Consider the following 20,122-nt stretch of genomic DNA (forward strand, 5'->3'; position numbering starts at 1 on the left):
TGGATCAGGGGCATGCCGGTTTGGACACAGGTTGAAATTCGTAGCTAGGGCACGATCATGATAGAAAACAAGAAAAAGCCGAATCCCATCGACATCCATGTTGGCAGCCGCATTCGCCTCCGCCGAACGATGCTGGGCATGAGCCAGGAAAAGCTTGGCGAAAGCCTCGGCATCACCTTTCAGCAGATCCAGAAATATGAAAAGGGCACCAACCGCGTCGGTGCTAGCCGTCTGCAGAATATCTCGAGCATTTTGAACGTCCCGGTCTCCTTCTTCTTCGAGGATGCACCCGGCGAACATTCCGGCGCCATCGGCGGCATGGCCGAAGCCTCCAGCTCGAATTATGTCGTCGATTTCCTCTCCTCCTCCGAAGGCCTGCAACTCAACCGCGCCTTCGTGAAGATTTCCGATCCCAAGGTTCGCCGCAAGGTCGTGGAACTGGTCAAGGCGCTCGCGGCCGAAGCCGACGCCGACTGATCACAGCTCCCTTCGCAGAATGGAAGGCGGCCGAAAGGCCGCTTTTTTGCGTTTTTGGGGCAAAATTTGTCACTTTGTCGCGGATATAAAGATATATTTATGTCCTTCTGCGCTTGTCATCGGCGCTCGAACTGAGTACCTACTAGCAGGCTTTTATTCTTTGAGGGGAATCCCGGAATGCGCGCGAATTATCTCTTTACCAGCGAATCTGTTGCCGAAGGTCACCCGGACAAAGTGTGTGACCGCATCTCCGACGAGATCGTCGATCTGGTCTACCGCGAAGCGGCCAAGACCGGCGTCAATCCGTGGGGCGTGCGCATTGCCTGTGAAACGCTGGCGACGACCAACCGCGTCGTCATTGCCGGCGAAGTCCGCCTGCCGCCGAGCCTGATGAAGAAGGACAAGGACGGCAACGACGTCATCAATCCCTCGAAGTTCAAGGCCGCCGCTCGCCGCGCGATCAAGGATATCGGCTACGAACAGGACGGCTTCCACTGGAAGAAGGCAAAGATCGACGTGCTGCTGCACTCGCAGTCGGCAGACATCGCCCAGGGCGTCGACAGCGCCGCCGACCAGCAGGGCGACGAGGGCGCCGGCGACCAGGGCATCATGTTCGGTTATGCCTGCCGCGAGACGCCGGACCTGATGCCGGCGCCGATCTATTATTCCCACAAGATCCTGCAGCTGCTGGCGGTCGCCCGCAAGAAGGGCGATGGCGAAGTCGCCAAGCTCGGCCCCGACGCCAAGAGCCAGGTGACCGTGCGTTACCTCGACGGCAAGCCGTCGGAAGCGACCTCGATCGTGCTTTCCACCCAGCATCTCGACGAGAGCTGGGATTCCAACAAGGTCCGCGCCGTCGTCGAACCCTATATCCGCGAAGCGCTCGGCGAGCTGAAGATCGCCGATGATTGCAAGTGGTACATCAACCCGACCGGAAAGTTCGTCATCGGCGGACCGGACGGTGATGCCGGCCTCACCGGCCGCAAGATCATTGTCGACACCTATGGCGGTGCGGCGCCGCATGGCGGCGGCGCATTCTCCGGCAAGGACACGACCAAGGTCGACCGTTCGGCCGCCTATGCCGCCCGCTATCTCGCCAAGAACGTCGTGGCCGCCGGCCTTGCCGACCGCTGCACGATCCAGCTCTCCTACGCGATCGGCGTCGCCCAGCCGCTGTCGATCTATGTCGACCTGCACGGCACCGGCAAGGGCGTCTCCGAAGACCAGGTCGAAGCGGCGATCCGCGAGAATATGGACCTGTCGCCGTCGGGCATCCGCCGTCACCTCGACCTCAACAAGCCGATCTACGCCAAGACTTCGGCTTACGGGCATTTCGGCCGCAAGGCCGGCCGCGACGGCTCGTTCTCCTGGGAGCGCACCGACCTCGTCAAGGCGCTGAAGGAAGCCGTCAAGACCAAGGCCGCTGCATGACGGATATGGAGCGCCGGGGCCGGGCGACCGAAGCCTTTTTCGGTCGCCGCAAGGGCAAGGCCCTGCGCGAACAGCAGGCCGAGACGCTAAACAGCCTGCTCCCGGCATTCCTCGTCGACCTCTCGGCGGCTCCTCCGGAGCCGCTGACCTCACTCTTCCCGGATCCCGTCAAAACATTGCGGCTGGAAATCGGTTTCGGCGGCGGCGAGCATCTGATCCACCGCGCCTTGGAAGGGCCTGCGACCGGCTTCATCGGCGTCGAGCCCTTCGTCAATTCCATGCAGAAGCTGTTGTCGCGCATCGGCGAGACGGGGGCGCGCAATATCCGCGTCTACAACGACGACGCGACGCAGCTGCTCGACTGGCTGCCGGACGCGTCGCTCGACCAGATCGACCTGCTCTATCCCGATCCCTGGCCGAAGCGGAAGCACTGGAAGCGGCGCTTCGTCTCGAAGACCAATCTCGACCGCTTCCATCGCGTGCTGAGGCCCGGCGGGCTGTTCTGCTTTGCCTCCGACATCGACACCTATGTGAACTGGACGCTGCTCAAATGCCGCGACCATGGCGGCTTCGACTGGATCGCCGACAATGCTGCCGACTGGCTGACGCCCTACGAGGGTTGGCCGAGCACCCGCTATGAGGCCAAGGCGCGACGCGAGGGCCGGTCTTCGGCCTATCTGACGTTTCGGAAGATCTGAGTTTCAACGGCAGCTAAAGGGCAATAGTGACGGGCGTGCCGTGCGGCCCCCTCATCCGACCCTTCGGGCCACCTTCTCCCCAGCTGGGGAGAAGAGGGAACAAGGCGTGCCGACACTGCCCAAACGAATCTATCTGCTTAAAGGCACACCGTCCAATGGGGCGATGGCGAAGCGGAATTCTCCCTCTTCTCCCCAGCGGGGAGAAGGTGGCCCGAAGGGTCGGATGAGGGGGCCACACGGCACAGCACCAACGACGATGAAGCAGCGTCGCGACAATTAGGCACTATTCGACGGTCAGTGCAGGCTGACCGTCTTCAGTTCGTCCTCGGCGGCCTTGAAGAAGGTGCTGGAGCGGTTGTCCGTCAGGAGGATCGGCGTGCCGTCGGCGCCGAAGAGTGCCCAGAGATCGACGTTCGGATCGATATCCGGCGCCTCGGGGAAACACTTGGCGACCTCTTCGGTGCGCATTTTTCTGATGTAGGCGACCTCGCCGTTGCCGATGTGGGCAAGCTCGGATTTGGTCAAGTGAGACGTGGCTTCTTTCATCAACATTCCTGTTCCTCCGGAAGAAGGGACCAACGGTTCGACAAACCGTTGTGCTACTGTGAAACCGAAATGTTAATTTTCTTGACCATGCGCGCGGGTTCCGGACGAATTAGATCGACAGAGAGCAGGCCGTTCTTCAGGCCGGCGCCGAGCACCTGCATGCCGTCGGCAAGAACGAAGGTGCGTTGGAACTGGCGGGCGGCGATCCCGCGATAGAGATAATCCCGCTCGCCTTGCTCCACCTGGCGACCGCGGATCACAAGCTGGCTCTCCTCGGTGGAAACGTCGAGTTCTTCCTCGCTGAAGCCGGCCACCGCAAGGGTGATGCGCAGCCGTTCCGGCGCGCCGCTGTCGGCGGCGATGCGCTCGATATTATAGGGCGGATATCCGTCGCTCGCCTTGGAAATGCGCTCCAGCGTCTTTTCCATGGCATCGAAGCCCAGAAGCAGCGGGCTGGCGAAAGGGGTAATGCGGCTCATCTCTTTTCAAGTCCTTGATGCAAGCGACCATCCCGGACCTCAAGCGCAGCATCCGGATGCCGCTAATATGGGGACAGGACCCCGACGCTGCAAGGCGCGCGCGGCCTGTCGGCGACACCTCCCCGATTTTAAGCCCTCTCAAGTTTAAGATGACCGGAGCCCGCCTGCTTGCTTGACAAAGCGGCCCTCGCCTCGCATCAAAACGTGCCCCGTGCGAAATGTGCTGATTTGTGACGGGAAATGAAGAAGTGGTGCATGCCGCAGCAACCGGCATGGCGAGGACGGGACGGTCGCAATGGCAAGCGCAAGAAAAATCATCATCGACACGGATCCGGGCCAGGACGACGCGGCCGCCATCATGCTGGCCTTCGGCAGCCCCGATGAGCTGGAGGTGCTGGGGATCACGACGGTCGCCGGCAACGTGCCGCTTTCGCTGACCAGCCGCAATGCGCGCATCGTCTGCGAGCTCTGCGGCCGACCGGAGACGAAGGTTTTCGCCGGCGCCGACAGGCCGATCGCCCGCAAGCTGGTGACGGCGGAGCACGTGCACGGCAAGACCGGCCTCGACGGCCCCGAACTCTCCGAACCGACGATGGCGCTGCAGCCGGGCCATTCCGTCGACTTCATCATCGAGACGCTGCGCCGCGAGCCGGAAGGCACCGTGACGCTCTGCACGCTCGGGCCGCTCACCAATATCGGCATGGCCTTGCAGAAGGCGCCGGATATCGCACCCCGCATCCGCGAGTTGGTGATGATGGGCGGCGGCTTCTTCGAGGGCGGCAACATCACGCCGGCGGCCGAATTCAACATCTATGTCGATCCGGAAGCCGCCGACATCGTCTTCCGCTCGGGCGTGCCGATCGTGATGATGCCGCTCGACGTGACGCACCAGTTGCTGACCCGCAAGGACCGGGTGAAGCGCATGGCCGAGATCGGCACGGCGCCGGCAAAGGCGATGGTCGAGATGCTGGAATTCTTCGAACGCTTCGATATCGAGAAATACGGATCCGACGGCGGGCCGCTGCACGACCCGACCGTGATCGCCTATCTCTTGAAGCCGGAGCTTTTCAAAGGCCGGGACTCCAATGTCGAGATCGAGGTGCAATCCGAACTCACCGTCGGCATGACCGTGGTCGACTGGTGGCATGTGACGCAGCGCAAGCGCAATGCCCGGGTGATGCGCCATGTCGATGCGGACGGTTTCTTCGATCTTCTGATCGAACGTTTCGCCCGCATCTGATTTTTGGCTTTCCTTCTCCAGCAAGAGGGAAGGAAAGCGATCTCAGGCGTCCTTCTCGTCGAAGACGGAATTGGTTTCGGCTTCGGCCGGCTTCGGGCCGCCCTTGGCGACACCGACCATGGCCGGGCGCAGCACGCGCTCGCCGATGGTAAAGCCCGCCTGCACGACCTGGACGACCGTGTTATTAGGCACCTCTGAGTTCGGCACCTCGAACATCGCCTGATGGAAATTCGGATCGAACTTCTGGCCGACCGGCTCCAGCTTGCGCACACCATGGCGCTCGAGCGCCGACAGCATGGCACGTTCGGTCATCTCGACACCTTCGATCAGCGTGGTCAGGCCAGCATCGGCAGTGGCCTTGGCCTCCGGAGAGATGGCATCCAGCGCCCGGCGCAGATTGTCGGAGACGGCGAGCATATCGCGGGCGAAACCGGCGACGGAATAGGACTTGGCGTCCTTGACCTCGCGCTCGGTGCGGCGGCGCAGATTGTCCATCTCGGCGGCGAGGCGCAGATAGCGGTCGCGCAGCTCGCTGTTTTCGGCTTTCAAAAGCTCAAGCGGGTCTGGCTGGGCGGTCTCTTCCTGCACTGTATCGTTCTCGACGTAGGCGGCGGCGTCGGCTGCGGCATCGGCCGCAGTTGCGTCAGGTCCGTTTTTCGTCGTTTCATCGGTCATGACGGTCTCCGGTTGGTGTCTTCTGATGCGCCCGATATCGAGGTTTGACCGAAAAAAATCAAGTCTGCGTGACAAAGAAGCGAAAATTCCGCGGAGTTGTGCGCTAATGCATGTCGCCCGGAAGTGTGCTGCGGTTCCGGGATAACGACATGCATTAAAACAAAGAGCTAAAGCGCGTCAAAGCGGATTGCGCGAAAGGCGGGAGACGAGCTGGGCGGTGTAATCCACCATCGGCACGATGCGGGAATAATTGAGCCGCGTCGGGCCGATGACGCCGACAGCGCCGACGATCCGGTCGTCCTCGTCGCGATAGGGCGCGACGATCAGCGACGAGCCGGACAGCGAGAAGAGCTTGTTTTCCGAGCCGATGAAGATGCGCACGCCCGAGCCGCTTTCGGCCAGATTGAGGATCTCGATCAGGCTGTCCTTCTTTTCGAGATCGTCGAACAGCATGCGCAGCCGGTCGAGATCCTCGGCGCCACCGAGCCCTTCGAGCAGGTTGGCGCGGCCGCGAATGATCAGCTGGGCGGGCTTTCCTTCGTCGGGGCTGCCGGCCCAGACGGCGATGCCGCGCTCTACCAGATCACGCGACAGCGCATCGAGCTCGTGGCGGACATCGTCCTTCAGCCGGCTCAATTGTTTGCGGAGCTCCGGCAGGGTCTGGCCGGACATGTGCGCATTGAGGAAATTTGCCGCCTCCGTCAGCTGCGAGGAGGTGACGCCGGCCGGCAGCTCGATGATACGGTTTTCCACCTGATCGTGATCGCCGACGAGCACGGCGAGCGCCTTTGTCGGCTCGAGCCGGATGAACTCGACATGCTTCAGCACCGGATCGCTCTTTGAGGTGATGACGAGGCCGGCGCCGCGGGAAATGCCCGACAGCATGCGGCTCGCCTCGTTCATCATCGATTCCACCGGATTGCCGCCGCTTTCGGCCCGCACCTGGCGGTCGATATTGGCGCGCTCCTCGGCGGAGAGATCGCCGATCTGCATGAAGGCATCGACGAAGAAGCGCAGGCCGATCTGGGTCGGCAGCCGGCCGGCGCTGACATGCGGCGAATAGATCAGGCCGAGCTCTTCGAGATCGCTCATGACGTTGCGCACCGAGGCCGGCGACAGCGACATCGGCAGGAGGCGTGACAGATTGCGCGAGCCGAGCGGTTCGCCGCTTTCCAGATACCCTTCGACGATGCGGCGAAAGATTTCCCGGGAGCGCTCGTCCAGCACGGCAACGGCATCCGAAACCGACGTCGACCTGGTGCCCATGAACCTCTCGAACCCAAACTGATGATGCTTCCCGAAAATATAGTCAAACTCGCCCCCGTGGCAAAAGGGAATTTGCAAATAGGCGCCGCCAATCGTAGAAGCGGTCAGCAACTCCAGGAGATAAGAATGCGGCCTTCAGGCAGAAAAACCGACCAGATGCGCAAGGTCTCATTCGAGCGCAACTTTTCCAAGCATGCGGAAGGCTCCTGCCTGGTGAAGTTCGGCGATACGCATGTGCTCTGCACCGCAAGCCTCGAGGACAAGACGCCGCCGTGGCTGCGCAATACCGGCAAGGGCTGGGTGACGGCCGAATACGGCATGCTGCCGCGGGCGACCGGCGAACGCATGAAACGCGAGGCCGCCGCCGGCAAGCAGGGCGGCCGCACCCAGGAAATTCAGCGGCTGATCGGCCGGTCGCTGCGCGCCGTCGTCGATCTGCAGGCGCTCGGCGAACGGCAAATCACCCTCGATTGCGATGTCATCCAGGCCGATGGCGGCACGCGGACCGCATCGATCACCGGCGGCTGGATCGCGCTTTACGATTGCCTGAAATGGATGGAAAGCCGCAACATGATCAAGGTCGACCGGGTCCTGAAGGATCATGTCGCCGCCATCTCCTGCGGCGTCTTCGCCAGCCAAGCGGTGATCGACCTCGACTACCTCGAGGATTCCTCGGCCGAGACCGACGCCAATTTCGTCATGACCGGCGCCGGCGGCATCGTCGAGATCCAGGGCACGGCCGAAGGCACGCCGTTTACCGAAGAGGAATTCACCTCGCTGATGGGTCTTGCCAAGAACGGCATCGGCGAACTCGTCGCCCTGCAGAAACAGGCGATTGCGGGATGAACCCCATGCTGGAAGGCATGCTGGAAACGGCGCTCTATGCGCGGGATCTCGATGCGGCCGAGGTCTTCTACGAAGACGTTCTCGGACTTGAAAAGATCACCCGTGCGGCCAACCGGCATGTCTTCTTCCGCTGCGGCCCCGGCGTGCTGCTGATCTTCAACCCCGAGGAGACGGTAAAGCCGCCGGCGCCCAATGCCCTGCAGGTGCCGCCACACGGCACGAGCGGCGAGGGCCATGCCTGCTTCCGGGTCTCCGGCCGCAATATCGATGCGATGGCCGAACGGCTGAAAGCGGCGGGTGTGGCGATCGAATCCGAGGTGCATTGGCCGAACGGCGGCCGCTCGATCTATTTCCGCGATCCTGATGGCAACAGCCTGGAATGCGCGGAGGCCAAAATCTGGGGCATCGAACAGGATATCTGAATGCGCAAGCTTGAAACGAAGACCATCGTCGTCGCCAGCCACAATGCCGGCAAGATCCGCGAGATCCAGGAACTGATCGGTCCGCTCGGCTTCACCGCCAAATCGGCCGCCGAGCTGAATTTCGTCGAGCCCGACGAGACCGGCACCAGCTTCGAGGAAAATGCGACGATCAAGGCGGTCGCCTCGGCCAATGCCGCCGGCATGCCGGCGCTGTCGGACGATTCCGGGCTGGTGGTCGATGCGCTCGGCGGCGATCCCGGCGTCTACACCGCCAATTGGGCGGAAAGAGCCGACGGCACGCGCGATTTCGACATGGCGATGGCGAAGGTGGAAAAGGCGCTGCAGGATGCAGGGGCGACGATGCTTGAACAGCGCACCGCGCGTTTCGTCAGCGTGCTCTGCCTCGCCTGGCCGGACGGGCATACCGAGCTCTTCCGCGGCGAAGTGGAGGGCAATGTCGTCTGGCCGCCGCGCGGCACGCAAGGCTTCGGCTACGATCCTGTCTTCCAGCCGGAGGGCTACGGCGTTACCTTCGGCGAGATGAGCGGCGAGGAAAAACACGGCTGGAATATCGGCAAGCCGCAGGCGCTGTCGCACCGGGCGCGCGCCTTCAAACTCTTCGTCGAAACCTGCCTGGAGGCATAAGGTCACCACGTGGACAATTTCGATACGCCAGGCTCCTCGCGCGATGCGGCGCTGCTGCCCGATACCGGCGAGCCCGGCTTCGGCGTCTATGTCCATTGGCCCTTCTGCGCGGCGAAGTGTCCCTATTGCGACTTCAACAGCCATGTGCGCCACCAGCCGGTGGATCAAGAGCGCTTTGCCGCCGCCTTCCTGAAGGAGACGGCGGCGGTAAGGGCGATGAGCGGGCCGAAGACGGTGACGAGCATCTTCCTTGGCGGCGGCACGCCCTCGTTGATGCAGCCGGAAACGGTTGCCGCCATTCTCGACGGCATTGCCCGGCACTGGCACGTGCCTGATGGTATCGAGATCACCATGGAGGCCAATCCTTCCAGTGTCGAGGCCGAGCGCTTCCGCGGCTACCGGGCGGCCGGCGTCAATCGCGTCTCGCTCGGGGTGCAGGCGCTTGATGATCGCGACCTGAAATTCCTCGGCCGGCTGCATGACGTCGCCGATGCGCTGAAAGCGATCCGGCTCGCGCGCGACATTTTCCCGCGCATGTCCTTCGATCTCATCTATGCCCGGCCGGACCAGACGGTCGAGGACTGGGAAAGGGAGCTGAAGCAGGCGATCGCCTATGCGGTCGATCATCTGTCGCTCTATCAGCTGACCATCGAGGAAGGTACGCCCTTCTACGGCCTGCACAAGGCAGGCAAGCTGATCGTGCCGGATGGCGAGCAATCGGCCGTGCTCTATGAGGCGACGCAGGAGATCACCGCGCGCGAGGGCATGCCCGCCTATGAGGTTTCCAACCACGCCCGGCCGGGTGCGGAAAGCCGGCACAATCTGACCTACTGGCGTTACGGCGATTATGCCGGCATCGGGCCGGGCGCGCACGGCCGGCTGACGCGCGGCCGCGAAAAAATCGCGACGGCGACCGAGCGCAAGCCGGAAGCCTGGCTCGACATGGTCGAGCGGGACGGCCACGGCATTCTCGACGAGGAGCGGCTGGGTTATGAGGAGCAGTCCGACGAATTGCTGCTGATGGGGCTGCGGCTCAGGGAAGGTGTCGACCTGGCCCGTTGGCAGCAGCTTTCCGGCCGCGAGCTCGATCCGAAGCGGGAAGAGTTTCTGCTCGAACATAAATTCATCGAGCGGATCGGCAATTCACGGCTGCGCTGCACGCCGGCGGGCATGCTGATCCTCGATTCCGTCGTCGCCGATCTCGCCTGCTGACATCAGGACAACGGATTGTTTCCAGCGCGGCAGCGATGTCGCCATCCGCGCCGGAAACCATGTTCACCTGTGCTACTGCATAATTCCTTAAATCGAAATCGATTTAAGGATAAAATTATGCAGCAATTCAAAGTGCTACAGCGCCTTTTGCGCGTCTGAAGAGACGCGCGGCGCTGTAGTGGCGCCCGCCTTGAACAGGCTGCCGGTCGGCGTCTTCAGGAACATCTCCAGCGGAATATGCTCCTGATGCAGGAAGCCGGTCGCCGGCAGCAGCCCGTCACGGACCATCTCGATGACGGCGACGACGGAGGCCGACGTCGTCCAGGCGATCGCCGTGCGGCGCGCGCCGGCAATGTCGATCGGATAATAGGCGCGCACGAATTCCTTGCGGCGCAGGCTGCCATTCTCCGTCCCCTCGGCGGCGACGTGGACATAGACGACGTCGTCTTCGACGGGCGGCTTGGCATTGGTCAGAATCTCGCCGGCGAGTGCGCGCTTGTCGCGCATCAGAAGCTCATGGAAGAAGAAGTTCATCAGTTCCATATGGCCGGGATAACGCATGGTCTTGTAGTCGAGATTGTCGATCTTGCCGAGCATGGTGTCGCACATGGTGCCGAGTCCGCCCGAGGTGGTGAAGGCTTCGAGCTTGACGCCGCCGACATAGATGGTCTCGTGCCATTCCATCGGCGAGACCAGCTTGCGCACACCGCCCTCGATGACCTCGCAATCGTTCAGATATTCGTTGACGACGCCTTCCGGCGACCAGTTGAAGGCATAACCGAGAAGGCCGGTCGGATGCTGCGGCAGGGCGCCGACGCGCATGCGGATCGAGCGGCAGCGCTCGAAGCCGTCGGCAAGGCTTGCGCCGACGATGCCGACGAAACCCGGCGCCAGGCCGCATTGCGGCGCCATCAGTCCGCGGGCCGTCTTCGACAGTTCGATGATGAAGTTGGTTGTGGGAACGTCTTCGGTCAGATCGAAATAATGGATGCCGGCAAGATGGGCGGCGCGGGCCAGTTCGATGTTTAGATGGTAAGGAAGGCAGGAGAGCACCGCCTCGACAGTGGAGAGCAGTTCGCCAATGACCTGAGCGTCGGAAATATCGCCGGTGCGGCACTTGAAGGGCAGATCGCCCAGCGGCAATTGCGCGTCGACGCCGATGACCTCGAAGCCGCCTTCATGCAACAGCGTCGCCGCCAGCCGTCCGACCTTGCCCAGGCCGAGAACGGCAATCTTTTTAAAACTCATGCATATCCTCCCACGCGCCCGCTCGGCGCTTTCATTTTTGTCCGATGCGCGCCGCTCCAAATCGGACGTGCACGGGATGGCCGGAGGTATAGAATAAAAAGCTTATAAAGGAAAACGGCCGGGATCGCTCCCGGCCGTCGAATTCCCTCGAAAATCCACCACTTATTCGTTGATCAGCCGCTTCAGCAGCTCGATTTCGTGCGAAAGCTTGGTGTCTCCCGATATCAGCTCCTCGATCTTGCGCACGGCGTGCAGCACGGTCGTGTGATCACGCCCGCCGAAACGGCGGCCGATCTCGGGGAAGGAGCGCGGTGTCAGCGTCTTCGACAGATACATGGCGATCTGGCGCGGCTTGACGATGACGCGGGTGCGGCGATTGGAGACCAGTTCCTGGCGCGAGACATTGTAGTGCCTGGCGACGATGCGCTGGATATCCTCGATGCGCACACGGCGCGGCTCGCCGGAGCCGACGAGATGGGCGAGCAGTTCGTCGACGCGCTCGATCGACAGGTTCGGCTCGAAGGAGCGACGGAAGATCAGCTGGTTGAAGGCGCCTTCGAGTTCGCGGCCGCTGGCCGTGATGTTGCGGGCGACGTGCTGGAGCAGGTCGGCCGGAATTTCGAGCGACGGATCCTCCAGGCGGGCGGCCGCAAGGCGCCGCTTGAGGATTTCGAGACGCATTTCGTAATCCGGCGCGTCGAGTTCGATCGCCACACCGCCCTGCAGGCGCGAGCGGACGCGGGGATCGAGCGATTCCAGCTCCCAGGGCGCGCGGTCGGCGGCGACGACCACCTGCTTGGCGCTGTCGAGCAGCATGTTGAGGAGATGGCAGAATTCGTGCTGGATCATCTTGCCCTGCAGGAACTGCATGTCGTCGATGATCAAGAGGTCGATGTTGCGCAGCGAATCCTTCAGCGTCAGCGCGTCGTTGTCGCGGATCGCGGTGGCGAAGCGCCACATGAAATATTCCGCCGTCAGATAGACGACGCGCAGAGCCCGCGGGTTCTGCACCGCCGCATTGGCGATCGCCTGCAGCAGGTGGGTCTTGCCGAGCCCGACCGTCGAATGGACGAAGAGCGGATTGAAGCGCACGGCGCCGGAACCGGCCTCAGCAATCGTCTTGGCAGCCGCAAGCGCGACGCGGTTGGAGCTGCCTTCCACGAAAGTTTCGAAGGTGAAACGGCTATCGAGCGGCGAACCGAAGAGCGGCGAACCAAAGCTTGCCGGCCTTGCAGCGGCAACAGCCGAAACCGTCTGCTGGACGGCCTGGCCGGCCGGCTGGGCGCTTGGCTGGCGGCGCATCTGCGCGGGAGCAGCCGGCTCGGGCTGGACCACCTCGTCGGCGGCCTTCATGCCGCTGCGCGTCGCCGTGCGCACCAGGATTTCGATCTTCAAGATTTCCGGATCTTCGGCCTGGAACAGACCGGTGATGAGATCGAGATAACGATTGTTGATCCACGACTTCAGGAAGGTCGTGGGCACCGACAGGCGAACGACGCTCTTCGATACCGAATGCAGCTTCAACCTGGCAAACCAGCTGGCATAGACATCAGGGCCGACCTGGGCCTTCAAGCGCGCGCTGACGCGCTCGAACAAAATGCTCTGCTTCATTTCCGCCTTTGCTTCCCCCATTTCCAGGCGAATGGAGCCGAACGCCTGCGGTGCCGCATCCCCGTTGTCGTGCCCGCCTGCCGTCATCGTATTCATCTGCATAATGCCGCCTTTCAATTCCACCGGGCGGCCTCCGCTAAAACAGCCGCCCGAGCATTCCCCGCCTTTGACGGGCTGGCGGCATCCTCATGAAGCCACTCGCCTGCCGGTTCACTCAAACATGGCGCAGAACACCGGTGCAGGTACCGCGTTCATGCGGCGACCTTCATCGGCCTTCCGTGCCAGGCTGGCGGTCGATCCTCGTTTTCGGCCGACCAGCCCGAACGCAATATTACTATCCCTATCCGGCAGCTCACGTTAAACGTGTGGTTGCCATAGGCACAAAACATCCCTGCCCCGTAACAGCCACGTTACGGCTCAAATCCGTCGAGTGCTTGAAAAAACGGAAGCGCAAGGCTCCGTAACAAATGGCACAAACTTATCGCCCTGCCGACGTGGCAGTTAAGACCGAGCCTCTGCAGGTGATGTCCGCGCCCTTTGTTGGAAGCCATTTAGGCAGGATCAAATGGCAAGATCAACGATGAATTTTACGCAAAATTAAGATGCGGCCATTGACTCCGTCCGCCCTTTTCGGGCGTCACACCAGCGTCAAAAAAGAATCGCTTTTGAATCAAGGAGATTCCCCGTTCGGGCTATTTTGACACGCAAAGAAAGAAAAAAAATAAAAATCTTCTTGACTCGCCCAGGGTCCCCGGAGCGCAGGCCAGAGTCGCGCGGCGCGAAAGCATCCTTGCGCAAGCTATTGTTTTTCAAAGACTTTTCCTGTCATGGCGTTGACACGAAACAGTCGTGCGATTAACCATGAAGACGCCAATCAGCGGAATCGAAAAAGCCCGGTAAAATTACCGGGCTAATCATAACGAGGAGGTCGTTAACGGAAGATTACGCGGTCGCGGAGACCGAAAGAGCCTTCACACGAGCGGCCAGGCGCGAGACCTTGCGCGATGCCGTGTTGGAGTGCAGCACGCCCTTGCTGGCGGCGCGGGCAAGCTCCGGCTGGGCGGCCAGGAAAGCGGCCTTCGCCTTGTCGGCGTCACCGGATGCGATAGCCTCTTCGACCTGGCGAACGAAAGTGCGAACGCGCGAGCGACGAGCCTTATTGACGTCGGTACGGCGGGCGATCTTGCGGGTCGCTTTTTTCGCCGAAGTTGTATTGGCCATGGATGCCTCTCTCAAGAATTCGAACAAACTCCGCCATTACCGCGGGCCCTGCGGCCACAAAATCCAGCAATGCGGGAGCAATCGCGGAAAACCAGAGCGGCTTTCCGAACCGTGGGCGGGCATATAACCCTAAAGCCGGCCCACGTCAACGCGGATTTTCAAGCTTTCCAGCCGGAAGCATCGAAAAGCATTCAACGGTGCTGAAAGGCAGGTTTGCGCTTCTCGACAAAGGCCGCCATGCCTTCTTTCTGATCATCGGTAGCAAAGAGACTGTGAAACAGACGGCGCTCGAAGCGAAGCCCCTCCTCCAGCGTCGTCTCGAAGGCACGGTTGACCGCCTCCTTGGCCATCATCACCGAGGGCTGCGAAAGGGAAGCGATCTTTTCCGCCGCGGCAAGCGCCTCGTCGAGCAGACGCTCGGGCGCCACCACACGCGAAACGAGTCCCGATCGTTCGGCTTCCGCCGCATCCATCATCCGGCCGGTCAGGACGAGATCCATCGCCTTCGCCTTGCCGACGGCGCGCGTCAGCCGCTGCGAGCCGCCCATGCCGGGGATGACGCCGAGGGTGATTTCCGGCTGGCCGAACTTCGCCGTCTCCGAGGCGATGATGAAATCGCACATCATGGCAAGCTCACAGCCGCCGCCGAGGGCAAAGCCGCTGACGGCGGCGATGACCGGCTTGCGCGCCTTGGCGATGTCGTCCCAGCCGCTGATGAAATCACTCTTATAGATGTCGGCGAACTGGAGCGACTGCATCTCCTTGATATCGGCGCCGGCGGCAAAGGCGCGCTCGGAGCCGGTGATGACGATGGCGCCGATCGCCTCGTCGGCATGAAAGGCGGCGTAGGCCGCCTTCAGCTCCTTCAGGACGGTGGAATTCAATGCATTCAGCGCCTGCGGGCGGTTCAGCGTGACGAGGCCGATATTGCCTCGGGTTTCGACGATCAATGTCTCGTAAGCCATGCTGGTCTCCCGGTTCTCTCTTATTTCTGGCAGGCGGCGCAATAGAAGGTGGAGCGACCCGCCTGCACGATACGGGCGACCGTACCGCCGCAGCCGGGCGTGCCGCAAGCCTGACCTTCGCGATCATAGACGGAGAAGGAATGCTGGAAATAACCAAGCGATCCGTCCGTCTGGATATGGTCGCGCAGCGAGGATCCGCCGGCGGCGATCGCATCGGCGATGACGTCGCGGATCGAGGCGACGAGCAGGCCGAGCTTTTCCTTCGGCTTGCCGCCCGGCGTCACCAGGGTGCCGGCGGCGCGAATCGGCGAAAGATGCGAACGCCACAGCGCCTCGCAGACATATATATTGCCGAGACCGGCGATGTTCTTCTGGTCGAGAAGCGCGCTCTTCATGGGCTGAGCCTTGTCGCGGAAACGGTCGGCGAGATAGGCGGCGCCGAGATCGTTTCCCGTCGGCTCCGGGCCGAGATCGCGGAAGAAAGGGTGGGCGGCGAGATCGGCACGTCTTACCATATCCATGAAGCCGAAACGGCGCGGGTCGTTATAGACGACGCGGCGCGGGCCGCCCGAGCCCTCGAGATGAAAGACGACATGATCGTGCTTCTCGTCCTTGGTGCGGGCATGGTAGAATTCGCCCGGCATCGCCGAGGCCGCACCCTCCTCGATACGGAAGGAACCGGACATGCCGAGATGGGAAATCAGTGTATTGCCGTCATCGAGATCAACCAGCAGATATTTGGCGCGGCGGCCAAGCCCGATAATGGTGCGGCCGGAAACCCTGTCCGCCAGGGCATCGGGAAAGGGGAAGCGCAGATCCCTGCGGCGCAGCTCCAGCCTTGCGACGCGAGCCCCCTCCATCGCCGGCGCCAGCCCGCGTTTGACCGTTTCGACTTCTGGCAATTCCGGCATCTTAACCCATCTATATCGAACGTGTTTCAACCGAGGTCGATGTGCGCTATAGCGCCAGTGAGCCGCGGAGAGCGCGGCCCAGTGATAACGTCGCGCGCGGTCTTTCGCTATGGCCGCCGTGCCCGAATCTTGAAGGAACGGAGCAGCCTGATGTCAGAAAGCCGCACTTCCGCCGATGGCGGCATGGAGACCTCCTACGGCTTTCGCGAAGTGCCCGGCGGCGAGAAGCAGGGCCTGGTCAACCAGGTGTTCCACAAGGTCGCCAAACGCTACGACATCATGAACGACGTCATGTCGATGGGCATGCACCGCGCCTGGAAGGATGCGATGATCGCCGCGCTCAATCCGCGCAAGGAACCGGGCTACAAGGTGCTCGACGTTGCCGGCGGCACCGGCGACATCGCCTTCCGCATCGTCGAGGCTTCGGGCCGGCAGGCGCATGCGACCGTGCTCGACATCAACGGCTCGATGCTCGGCGTCGGCGCCGAACGGGCGGAAAAGAAGAAGCTTTCCGGCAATCTGACCTTCGTCGAGGCCAATGCCGAGGAACTGCCCTTCGAGGCCGCCAGCTTCGACGCCTATACGATCGCCTTCGGCATCCGCAACGTGCCGCGGATCGACGTCGCACTGGCTCAGGCCTATCGTGTGCTGAAGCGCGGCGGACGCCTGCTGGTCCTGGAATTTTCCGAAGTCGACATGCCGCTGCTCGACAAGATCTATGACGCCTGGTCGTTCAACGCCATTCCGCAATTCGGCAAGGCGATCACCGGCGATGCCGAACCCTACCAGTATCTGGTGGAATCGATCCGCAAGTTCCCGAACCAGGAGAATTTCGCGGCGATGATCCGCCAGGCCGGCTTTTCGCGCGTCAGCTACACCAATTATACCGGCGGCATCGCCGCACTGCATTCCGGCTGGAAGCTCTGAGTGAATATGGGAAGCAAGACAGACCTCCCTCGGCGGAGCATTTCGGCATGAGCACTTTCGGGGCCTATTTCCGCCTTTGGCGCGTCGGCTGGGTGCTGGTGCGTGAGGGCGTCGTCTCGGCGCTTCCTTCCGAAGGCCTGCCGCCTTCGGTCGCGCTTGCCAAATCCTTCGTCACGATTTTCGAGCGAAGCAAGGCGAAGCATCAGAAGCGCAGCGACCGATTGGCGCAGGCCGTCGAGCGGCTTGGTCCCTCCTATGTGAAGATCGGGCAGTTCCTGGCGACGCGGCCGGATGTCGTCGGCGTCGAATTCGCCAACGACCTGTCGCAGTTGCAGGACCGGATGGCCTTCTTTCCCTCGGCTGCCGCAAAGGCGAATATCGAAGGCTCGCTCGGGCGGCCGATCGGCGAACTCTATGCGAGCTTCGGCGAGCCGATCGCCGCCGCCTCGATCGCCCAGGTACACCCGGCCGAAGTCGAGACATCGCAGGGCCGCAAGAAGGTCGCCGTGAAGATCGTGCGACCCGGCGTGCGCCAGCGTTTTGCGCACGACATCGAGGCCATGTACCTCGTCGCCCATATGCAGGAGCGTTTCATGCCGTCGAGCCGGCGGTTGCGGCCGGTCGAGGTGACGAAGACGCTCGAACAGACGACGAAGGTGGAGATGGATCTTCGCCTCGAGGCGGCAGCGCTTTCGGAGATCGCCGAAAACACCGATAGCGATCCCGGCTTCCGCGTACCGAAGGTCGACTGGGAGCGCACAGGCCGCGACGTGATCACCATGGAGTGGATCGACGGCACGAGAATGTCTGACGTCGAGGGGCTGCGCGCGGCCGGCCACGATCTCAACCTGCTCGCCGACACGCTGATCCAGTCGTTCCTGCGCCATACGCTGCGCGACGGCTTCTTCCATGCCGACATGCATCCGGGCAATCTCTTCGTCGATGCCGGTGGCATGATCGTCGCCGTCGACATGGGCATCGTCGGGCGGCTCGGCAAGAAGGAACGGCGGTTCCTCGCCGAAATCCTCTACGGCTTCATCACCCGCGATTACATTCGCGTCGCCGAGGTGCATTTCGAGGCGGGCTATGTGCCCGGCCACCACAATGTCGAGAGCTTTGCCCAGGCGATCCGGGCGATCGGCGAGCCGATCCACGGCCAGCCGGCCGAGACGATCTCGATGGGTAAGCTCTTGACGCTGCTTTTCGAAGTGACCGAACTGTTCGACATGGCGACCCGGCCGGAGCTGGTGATGCTGCAGAAGACCATGGTCGTGGTCGAAGGCGTGTCGCGCATGCTCAATCCGCGCTTCAACATGTGGAAGGCCTCCGAGCCCGTCGTCGGCGACTGGATCCATAACAATCTCGGGCCGAAGCGGATCGCCACCGATATCAAGGACGGGCTGAAGGCGGCGGTCAAGCTTGCCGAAGCCGTGCCGGAAATTGCGGCGAAGACCGAAAAATTTCACCATCAGCTCCTGCATATGAGCGAACACGGGCTGCGTTTCGATGCTGAGACGGCGGATGCGATCGGCAAGGCCGAAGCGCGCCACAACCGCTCGGCCAGGATCGCTCTGTGGGTCATCGCATTGACGCTTCTCTATATTGCCTGGATGCTGAGCTGACCGCCTCCCGATAAACATGCTGTGTTCGGCATTTAGGATATCCCATGTGGCGGAGGGCTCGCTTAGTCTCACCGTTTAGGAGATCTGGCACATGCAGCACGAACGCCCCGGCATCGAACTTTCCGGACGACCGCTTGGTTTTGCCGAGATGGTGACCATCGGTGCGGGCAAGGCGACGATTTCTGCTTCGCCGACTGGCATGGCCCGCATCGCCATCGCCCGCGAGATCGTCGAGGATGCGATTGCCTCAGGCATGCCCGTCTACGGCTCGACAACAGGTGTCGGAGCCATGAAGGATGTGGAGTGGTCGGCCGACGAACTCGACACCTTCAATCTCGGCTTGGTGCGCGCCCATCATTTCGGCACCGGCACGCCGTTTTCCTGCAACGTCGTGCGCAATGCCATGGCGATCCGCGTCAATACTGCGCTGACCGGTCAGGTCGGCTGCACGCCGGAGCTGATCCAGGCCTATATCACGATGCTGGAAGCCGATCTCATCCCGGTCGTGCGCCGCACCGGCTCGATCGGCTGCGCCGATATCGGCCTGATGGGGCAGATCGGCGCGGTGCTGACCGGCGTCGGCGAAGCGGTCTACCGCGGCAGCCGGATGCAGGCGGCCGACGCCTTTCGGGCGGCGGGACTGCAACCGGTGCGGATGGCGCCGCGCGACAGTCTCGCCTCGCTCAGCGTCAATGCGGTCAGCTTTGCCGCGGCGGCGGAAACGACGCGCAATGCAGCGGCCTCGATCCGCGTCCTGTTGGCGACGGGGATGATGGCGGCCGGCGCGCTCGGCGCCTCCCGCGACCCGTGGAAGGCCGTCCGCCATGTCGGCACGGCGCGCGAGGCGCTGATCGGCGCCTGGCTCTGCAATGCGTCGGAGGACTGGAACTGGCCGGTCGCGACGCATGTGCAGGATCCCCTTAGCCTGCGCATGATCGCCCAGGTGTTCGGCGCCGTCATCGAAAACCTGCTGTCAACAGGCCACAAGATCCTTGCCGCCACCGGCCGCTCGGACGACAATCCCGTGGTGGTGGAAGGCAGGGTGATGACCTCGGGCGGATCGCTGCCGCTCGATGTGACGATCCTGCTCGAATCGGCGGCGCTGTGCATGGCGCATGCCGCGCGCAACGCCTTCAACCGCTGCGTCATTCTCGGCAATGGCCAGCGGCGCGACCTGCCGGTCAATCTCGTGCCGCCCGGTCGGATCGCCACCGGCTTCGGGCCGATCATCAAGCTTGCCGGCGAGATCTTCTCGCGCGTCTTGTCGATGTCCGGCCCCGTTTCGGCGCAGTCGCTGGTCGTTGCAGCCGGCCTGGAGGACGAGGCGGCCTTCCTGCCGCTGGTCATCGAGCGCTTCGAGCGGCAGATGCAGGCGCTGAAGCGGCTTGCGGCGCTCGAGGCGCTGCTCTCGGCCCAGGCAATCGACATTCTCGGAGACGAACCGAAGGGCGTCGCCGGCATGCTTTATCAGGTCGTGCGCAAACACGCGGCCTTTTATACCGTCGACCGGCCGCTTTCGGCCGAGGTGGAGGCGATCGAGGAAGAGCTCGGATCGGACGACTTTCTGACAAAACTGACCGAACAGGTGCCGATCGCCTCGTTCGACGATTTCTTCGCACTCGGCTCGCCGGAGCCCATCGAGGAGCGGCTGGCGAGCCGAACAGGATGATGCCAGGCCAA

General features: G+C 62.5%; 20 protein-coding genes. 11 read left to right on the plus strand and 9 right to left on the minus strand.

The features are described 5' to 3' along the window. The first annotated feature begins 57 nt into the window (after nt 1–57). From K6M89_RS24620 to trmB, 3 genes are all read left to right on the plus strand, one after another. Entirely contained in the window at nt 58–477 is a 420-nt protein-coding gene (locus tag K6M89_RS24620; RefSeq protein WP_004679846.1) for a helix-turn-helix domain-containing protein, read from the plus strand. Nucleotides 478–654: 177 nt separating this feature from the next. Continuing rightward, the gene (gene metK, locus K6M89_RS24625; protein ID WP_097579506.1) at nt 655–1,908 is read left to right on the plus strand and encodes a methionine adenosyltransferase; all 1,254 of its coding nucleotides are present in this window, start codon (nt 655–657) and stop codon (nt 1,906–1,908) included. Beyond that, the gene (trmB, locus tag K6M89_RS24630; RefSeq protein WP_222141318.1) at nt 1,905–2,606 is read left to right on the plus strand and encodes a tRNA (guanine(46)-N(7))-methyltransferase TrmB; all 702 of its coding nucleotides are present in this window, start codon (nt 1,905–1,907) and stop codon (nt 2,604–2,606) included. The genes metK and trmB overlap by 4 nt, the downstream gene beginning before the upstream one ends. 294 nt (nt 2,607–2,900) lie before the next feature. Here the strand turns inward: trmB and K6M89_RS24635 are convergent, their stop codons facing one another. Both K6M89_RS24635 and K6M89_RS24640 read right to left on the minus strand, forming a co-directional pair. Next, on the minus strand, nt 2,901–3,158 hold the full coding sequence (locus tag K6M89_RS24635) for a BQ00720 family protein (protein WP_008524631.1): 258 nt from the start codon (nt 3,156–3,158) through the stop codon (nt 2,901–2,903). Nucleotides 3,159–3,205: 47 nt separating this feature from the next. Next, nucleotides 3,206–3,631 (minus strand): Hsp20 family protein, encoded by a 426-nt coding sequence (locus tag K6M89_RS24640; protein ID WP_097579504.1) that lies wholly within the window; start codon nt 3,629–3,631, stop codon nt 3,206–3,208. Between the two features lie 295 nt (nt 3,632–3,926). On the opposite strand from K6M89_RS24640, the gene K6M89_RS24645 reads away from it, so the two are divergent. Beyond that, on the plus strand, nt 3,927–4,871 hold the full coding sequence (locus tag K6M89_RS24645; protein ID WP_222141319.1) for a nucleoside hydrolase: 945 nt from the start codon (nt 3,927–3,929) through the stop codon (nt 4,869–4,871). Nucleotides 4,872–4,913: 42 nt separating this feature from the next. On the opposite strand, the gene grpE is transcribed toward K6M89_RS24645, so the two are convergent. Together grpE and hrcA are read right to left on the minus strand one after the other, a co-directional pair. After that, nucleotides 4,914–5,546, minus strand: coding sequence for a nucleotide exchange factor GrpE (gene grpE, locus K6M89_RS24650; protein WP_222141320.1), 633 nt, complete (start codon nt 5,544–5,546; stop codon nt 4,914–4,916). 177 nt (nt 5,547–5,723) lie between these two features. Continuing rightward, entirely contained in the window at nt 5,724–6,812 is a 1,089-nt protein-coding gene (hrcA, locus tag K6M89_RS24655) for a heat-inducible transcriptional repressor HrcA (protein ID WP_222141321.1), read from the minus strand. 126 nt (nt 6,813–6,938) lie between these two features. Between hrcA and rph the strand changes: the two genes are divergently transcribed. From rph to hemW, 4 genes are read left to right on the plus strand one after another with little or no spacing between them, the layout of a single operon-like run. Next, a complete protein-coding gene (gene rph / locus K6M89_RS24660) occupies nt 6,939–7,658 on the plus strand; it encodes a ribonuclease PH (RefSeq protein ID WP_010024267.1) in 720 nt (239 codons plus the stop codon). Continuing rightward, nucleotides 7,655–8,080 carry a VOC family protein gene (locus K6M89_RS24665; RefSeq protein ID WP_097579500.1) on the plus strand — a complete coding sequence of 142 codons (426 nt, stop codon included), beginning with the start codon at nt 7,655–7,657 and terminating at the stop codon, nt 8,078–8,080. The genes rph and K6M89_RS24665 overlap by 4 nt, the downstream gene beginning before the upstream one ends. Continuing rightward, a complete protein-coding gene (gene rdgB, locus K6M89_RS24670; RefSeq protein WP_222141322.1) occupies nt 8,081–8,725 on the plus strand; it encodes an RdgB/HAM1 family non-canonical purine NTP pyrophosphatase in 645 nt (214 codons plus the stop codon). A gap of 9 nt (nt 8,726–8,734) precedes the next feature. Beyond that, on the plus strand, nt 8,735–9,937 hold the full coding sequence (hemW, locus tag K6M89_RS24675) for a radical SAM family heme chaperone HemW (protein ID WP_222141323.1): 1,203 nt from the start codon (nt 8,735–8,737) through the stop codon (nt 9,935–9,937). A gap of 135 nt (nt 9,938–10,072) precedes the next feature. Here hemW and K6M89_RS24680 read toward each other — a convergent pair whose 3' ends face one another. The 5 genes from K6M89_RS24680 to mutM form a co-directional block, all read right to left on the minus strand. After that, complete coding sequence (locus K6M89_RS24680; protein WP_222141324.1) at nt 10,073–11,185, minus strand: saccharopine dehydrogenase family protein; 1,113 nt, start codon at nt 11,183–11,185, stop codon at nt 10,073–10,075. Between the two features lie 162 nt (nt 11,186–11,347). Beyond that, nucleotides 11,348–12,898 carry a chromosomal replication initiator protein DnaA gene (gene dnaA / locus K6M89_RS24685; RefSeq protein ID WP_097579644.1) on the minus strand — a complete coding sequence of 517 codons (1,551 nt, stop codon included), beginning with the start codon at nt 12,896–12,898 and terminating at the stop codon, nt 11,348–11,350. A gap of 840 nt (nt 12,899–13,738) precedes the next feature. After that, nucleotides 13,739–14,017, minus strand: coding sequence for a 30S ribosomal protein S20 (rpsT, locus tag K6M89_RS24690; RefSeq protein ID WP_008524652.1), 279 nt, complete (start codon nt 14,015–14,017; stop codon nt 13,739–13,741). A gap of 191 nt (nt 14,018–14,208) precedes the next feature. Then, on the minus strand, nt 14,209–14,982 hold the full coding sequence (locus tag K6M89_RS24695) for an enoyl-CoA hydratase (RefSeq protein ID WP_097579496.1): 774 nt from the start codon (nt 14,980–14,982) through the stop codon (nt 14,209–14,211). Nucleotides 14,983–15,002: 20 nt separating this feature from the next. Continuing rightward, entirely contained in the window at nt 15,003–15,893 is an 891-nt protein-coding gene (gene mutM / locus K6M89_RS24700; RefSeq protein ID WP_222141325.1) for a bifunctional DNA-formamidopyrimidine glycosylase/DNA-(apurinic or apyrimidinic site) lyase, read from the minus strand. Nucleotides 15,894–16,043: 150 nt separating this feature from the next. Here mutM and ubiE point away from each other — a divergent pair, with 150 nt between their 5' ends. The 3 genes from ubiE to K6M89_RS24715 all read left to right on the plus strand — a co-directional run bounded on the left by ubiE (nt 16,044) and on the right by K6M89_RS24715 (nt 20,111). Beyond that, entirely contained in the window at nt 16,044–16,820 is a 777-nt protein-coding gene (gene ubiE / locus K6M89_RS24705; protein WP_097579494.1) for a bifunctional demethylmenaquinone methyltransferase/2-methoxy-6-polyprenyl-1,4-benzoquinol methylase UbiE, read from the plus strand. Nucleotides 16,821–16,867: 47 nt separating this feature from the next. Continuing rightward, on the plus strand, nt 16,868–18,442 hold the full coding sequence (gene ubiB, locus K6M89_RS24710; RefSeq protein WP_222141326.1) for a 2-polyprenylphenol 6-hydroxylase: 1,575 nt from the start codon (nt 16,868–16,870) through the stop codon (nt 18,440–18,442). A 91-nt stretch (nt 18,443–18,533) separates the two neighbouring features. Continuing rightward, nucleotides 18,534–20,111 carry an aromatic amino acid lyase gene (locus K6M89_RS24715; protein ID WP_222141327.1) on the plus strand — a complete coding sequence of 526 codons (1,578 nt, stop codon included), beginning with the start codon at nt 18,534–18,536 and terminating at the stop codon, nt 20,109–20,111. The last annotated feature ends 11 nt before the right edge of the window (nt 20,112–20,122 follow it).

The organism is Rhizobium croatiense (assembly GCF_019793465.1).
In the GTDB taxonomy this organism is placed as follows: domain Bacteria; phylum Pseudomonadota; class Alphaproteobacteria; order Rhizobiales; family Rhizobiaceae; genus Rhizobium; species Rhizobium croatiense.

Bases quoted from the DNA above. Each gene is read 5' to 3' on its own strand.
- K6M89_RS24620 (WP_004679846.1), top strand. From the start codon at position 58: ATGATAGAAAACAAGAAAAAGCCGAATCCCATCGACATCCATGTTGGC.
- metK (WP_097579506.1), top strand. From the start codon at position 655: ATGCGCGCGAATTATCTCTTTACCAGCGAATCTGTTGCCGAAGGTCAC.
- trmB (WP_222141318.1), top strand. From the start codon at position 1,905: ATGACGGATATGGAGCGCCGGGGCCGGGCGACCGAAGCCTTTTTCGGT.
- K6M89_RS24635 (WP_008524631.1), bottom strand. From the start codon at position 3,158: ATGTTGATGAAAGAAGCCACGTCTCACTTGACCAAATCCGAGCTTGCC.
- K6M89_RS24640 (WP_097579504.1), bottom strand. From the start codon at position 3,631: ATGAGCCGCATTACCCCTTTCGCCAGCCCGCTGCTTCTGGGCTTCGAT.
- K6M89_RS24645 (WP_222141319.1), top strand. From the start codon at position 3,927: ATGGCAAGCGCAAGAAAAATCATCATCGACACGGATCCGGGCCAGGAC.
- grpE (WP_222141320.1), bottom strand. From the start codon at position 5,546: ATGACCGATGAAACGACGAAAAACGGACCTGACGCAACTGCGGCCGAT.
- hrcA (WP_222141321.1), bottom strand. From the start codon at position 6,812: ATGGGCACCAGGTCGACGTCGGTTTCGGATGCCGTTGCCGTGCTGGAC.
- rph (WP_010024267.1), top strand. From the start codon at position 6,939: ATGCGGCCTTCAGGCAGAAAAACCGACCAGATGCGCAAGGTCTCATTC.
- K6M89_RS24665 (WP_097579500.1), top strand. From the start codon at position 7,655: ATGAACCCCATGCTGGAAGGCATGCTGGAAACGGCGCTCTATGCGCGG.
- rdgB (WP_222141322.1), top strand. From the start codon at position 8,081: ATGCGCAAGCTTGAAACGAAGACCATCGTCGTCGCCAGCCACAATGCC.
- K6M89_RS24680 (WP_222141324.1), bottom strand. From the start codon at position 11,185: ATGAGTTTTAAAAAGATTGCCGTTCTCGGCCTGGGCAAGGTCGGACGG.
- dnaA (WP_097579644.1), bottom strand. From the start codon at position 12,898: ATGCAGATGAATACGATGACGGCAGGCGGGCACGACAACGGGGATGCG.
- rpsT (WP_008524652.1), bottom strand. From the start codon at position 14,017: ATGGCCAATACAACTTCGGCGAAAAAAGCGACCCGCAAGATCGCCCGC.
- K6M89_RS24695 (WP_097579496.1), bottom strand. From the start codon at position 14,982: ATGGCTTACGAGACATTGATCGTCGAAACCCGAGGCAATATCGGCCTC.
- mutM (WP_222141325.1), bottom strand. From the start codon at position 15,893: ATGCCGGAATTGCCAGAAGTCGAAACGGTCAAACGCGGGCTGGCGCCG.
- ubiE (WP_097579494.1), top strand. From the start codon at position 16,044: ATGTCAGAAAGCCGCACTTCCGCCGATGGCGGCATGGAGACCTCCTAC.
- ubiB (WP_222141326.1), top strand. From the start codon at position 16,868: ATGAGCACTTTCGGGGCCTATTTCCGCCTTTGGCGCGTCGGCTGGGTG.
- K6M89_RS24715 (WP_222141327.1), top strand. From the start codon at position 18,534: ATGCAGCACGAACGCCCCGGCATCGAACTTTCCGGACGACCGCTTGGT.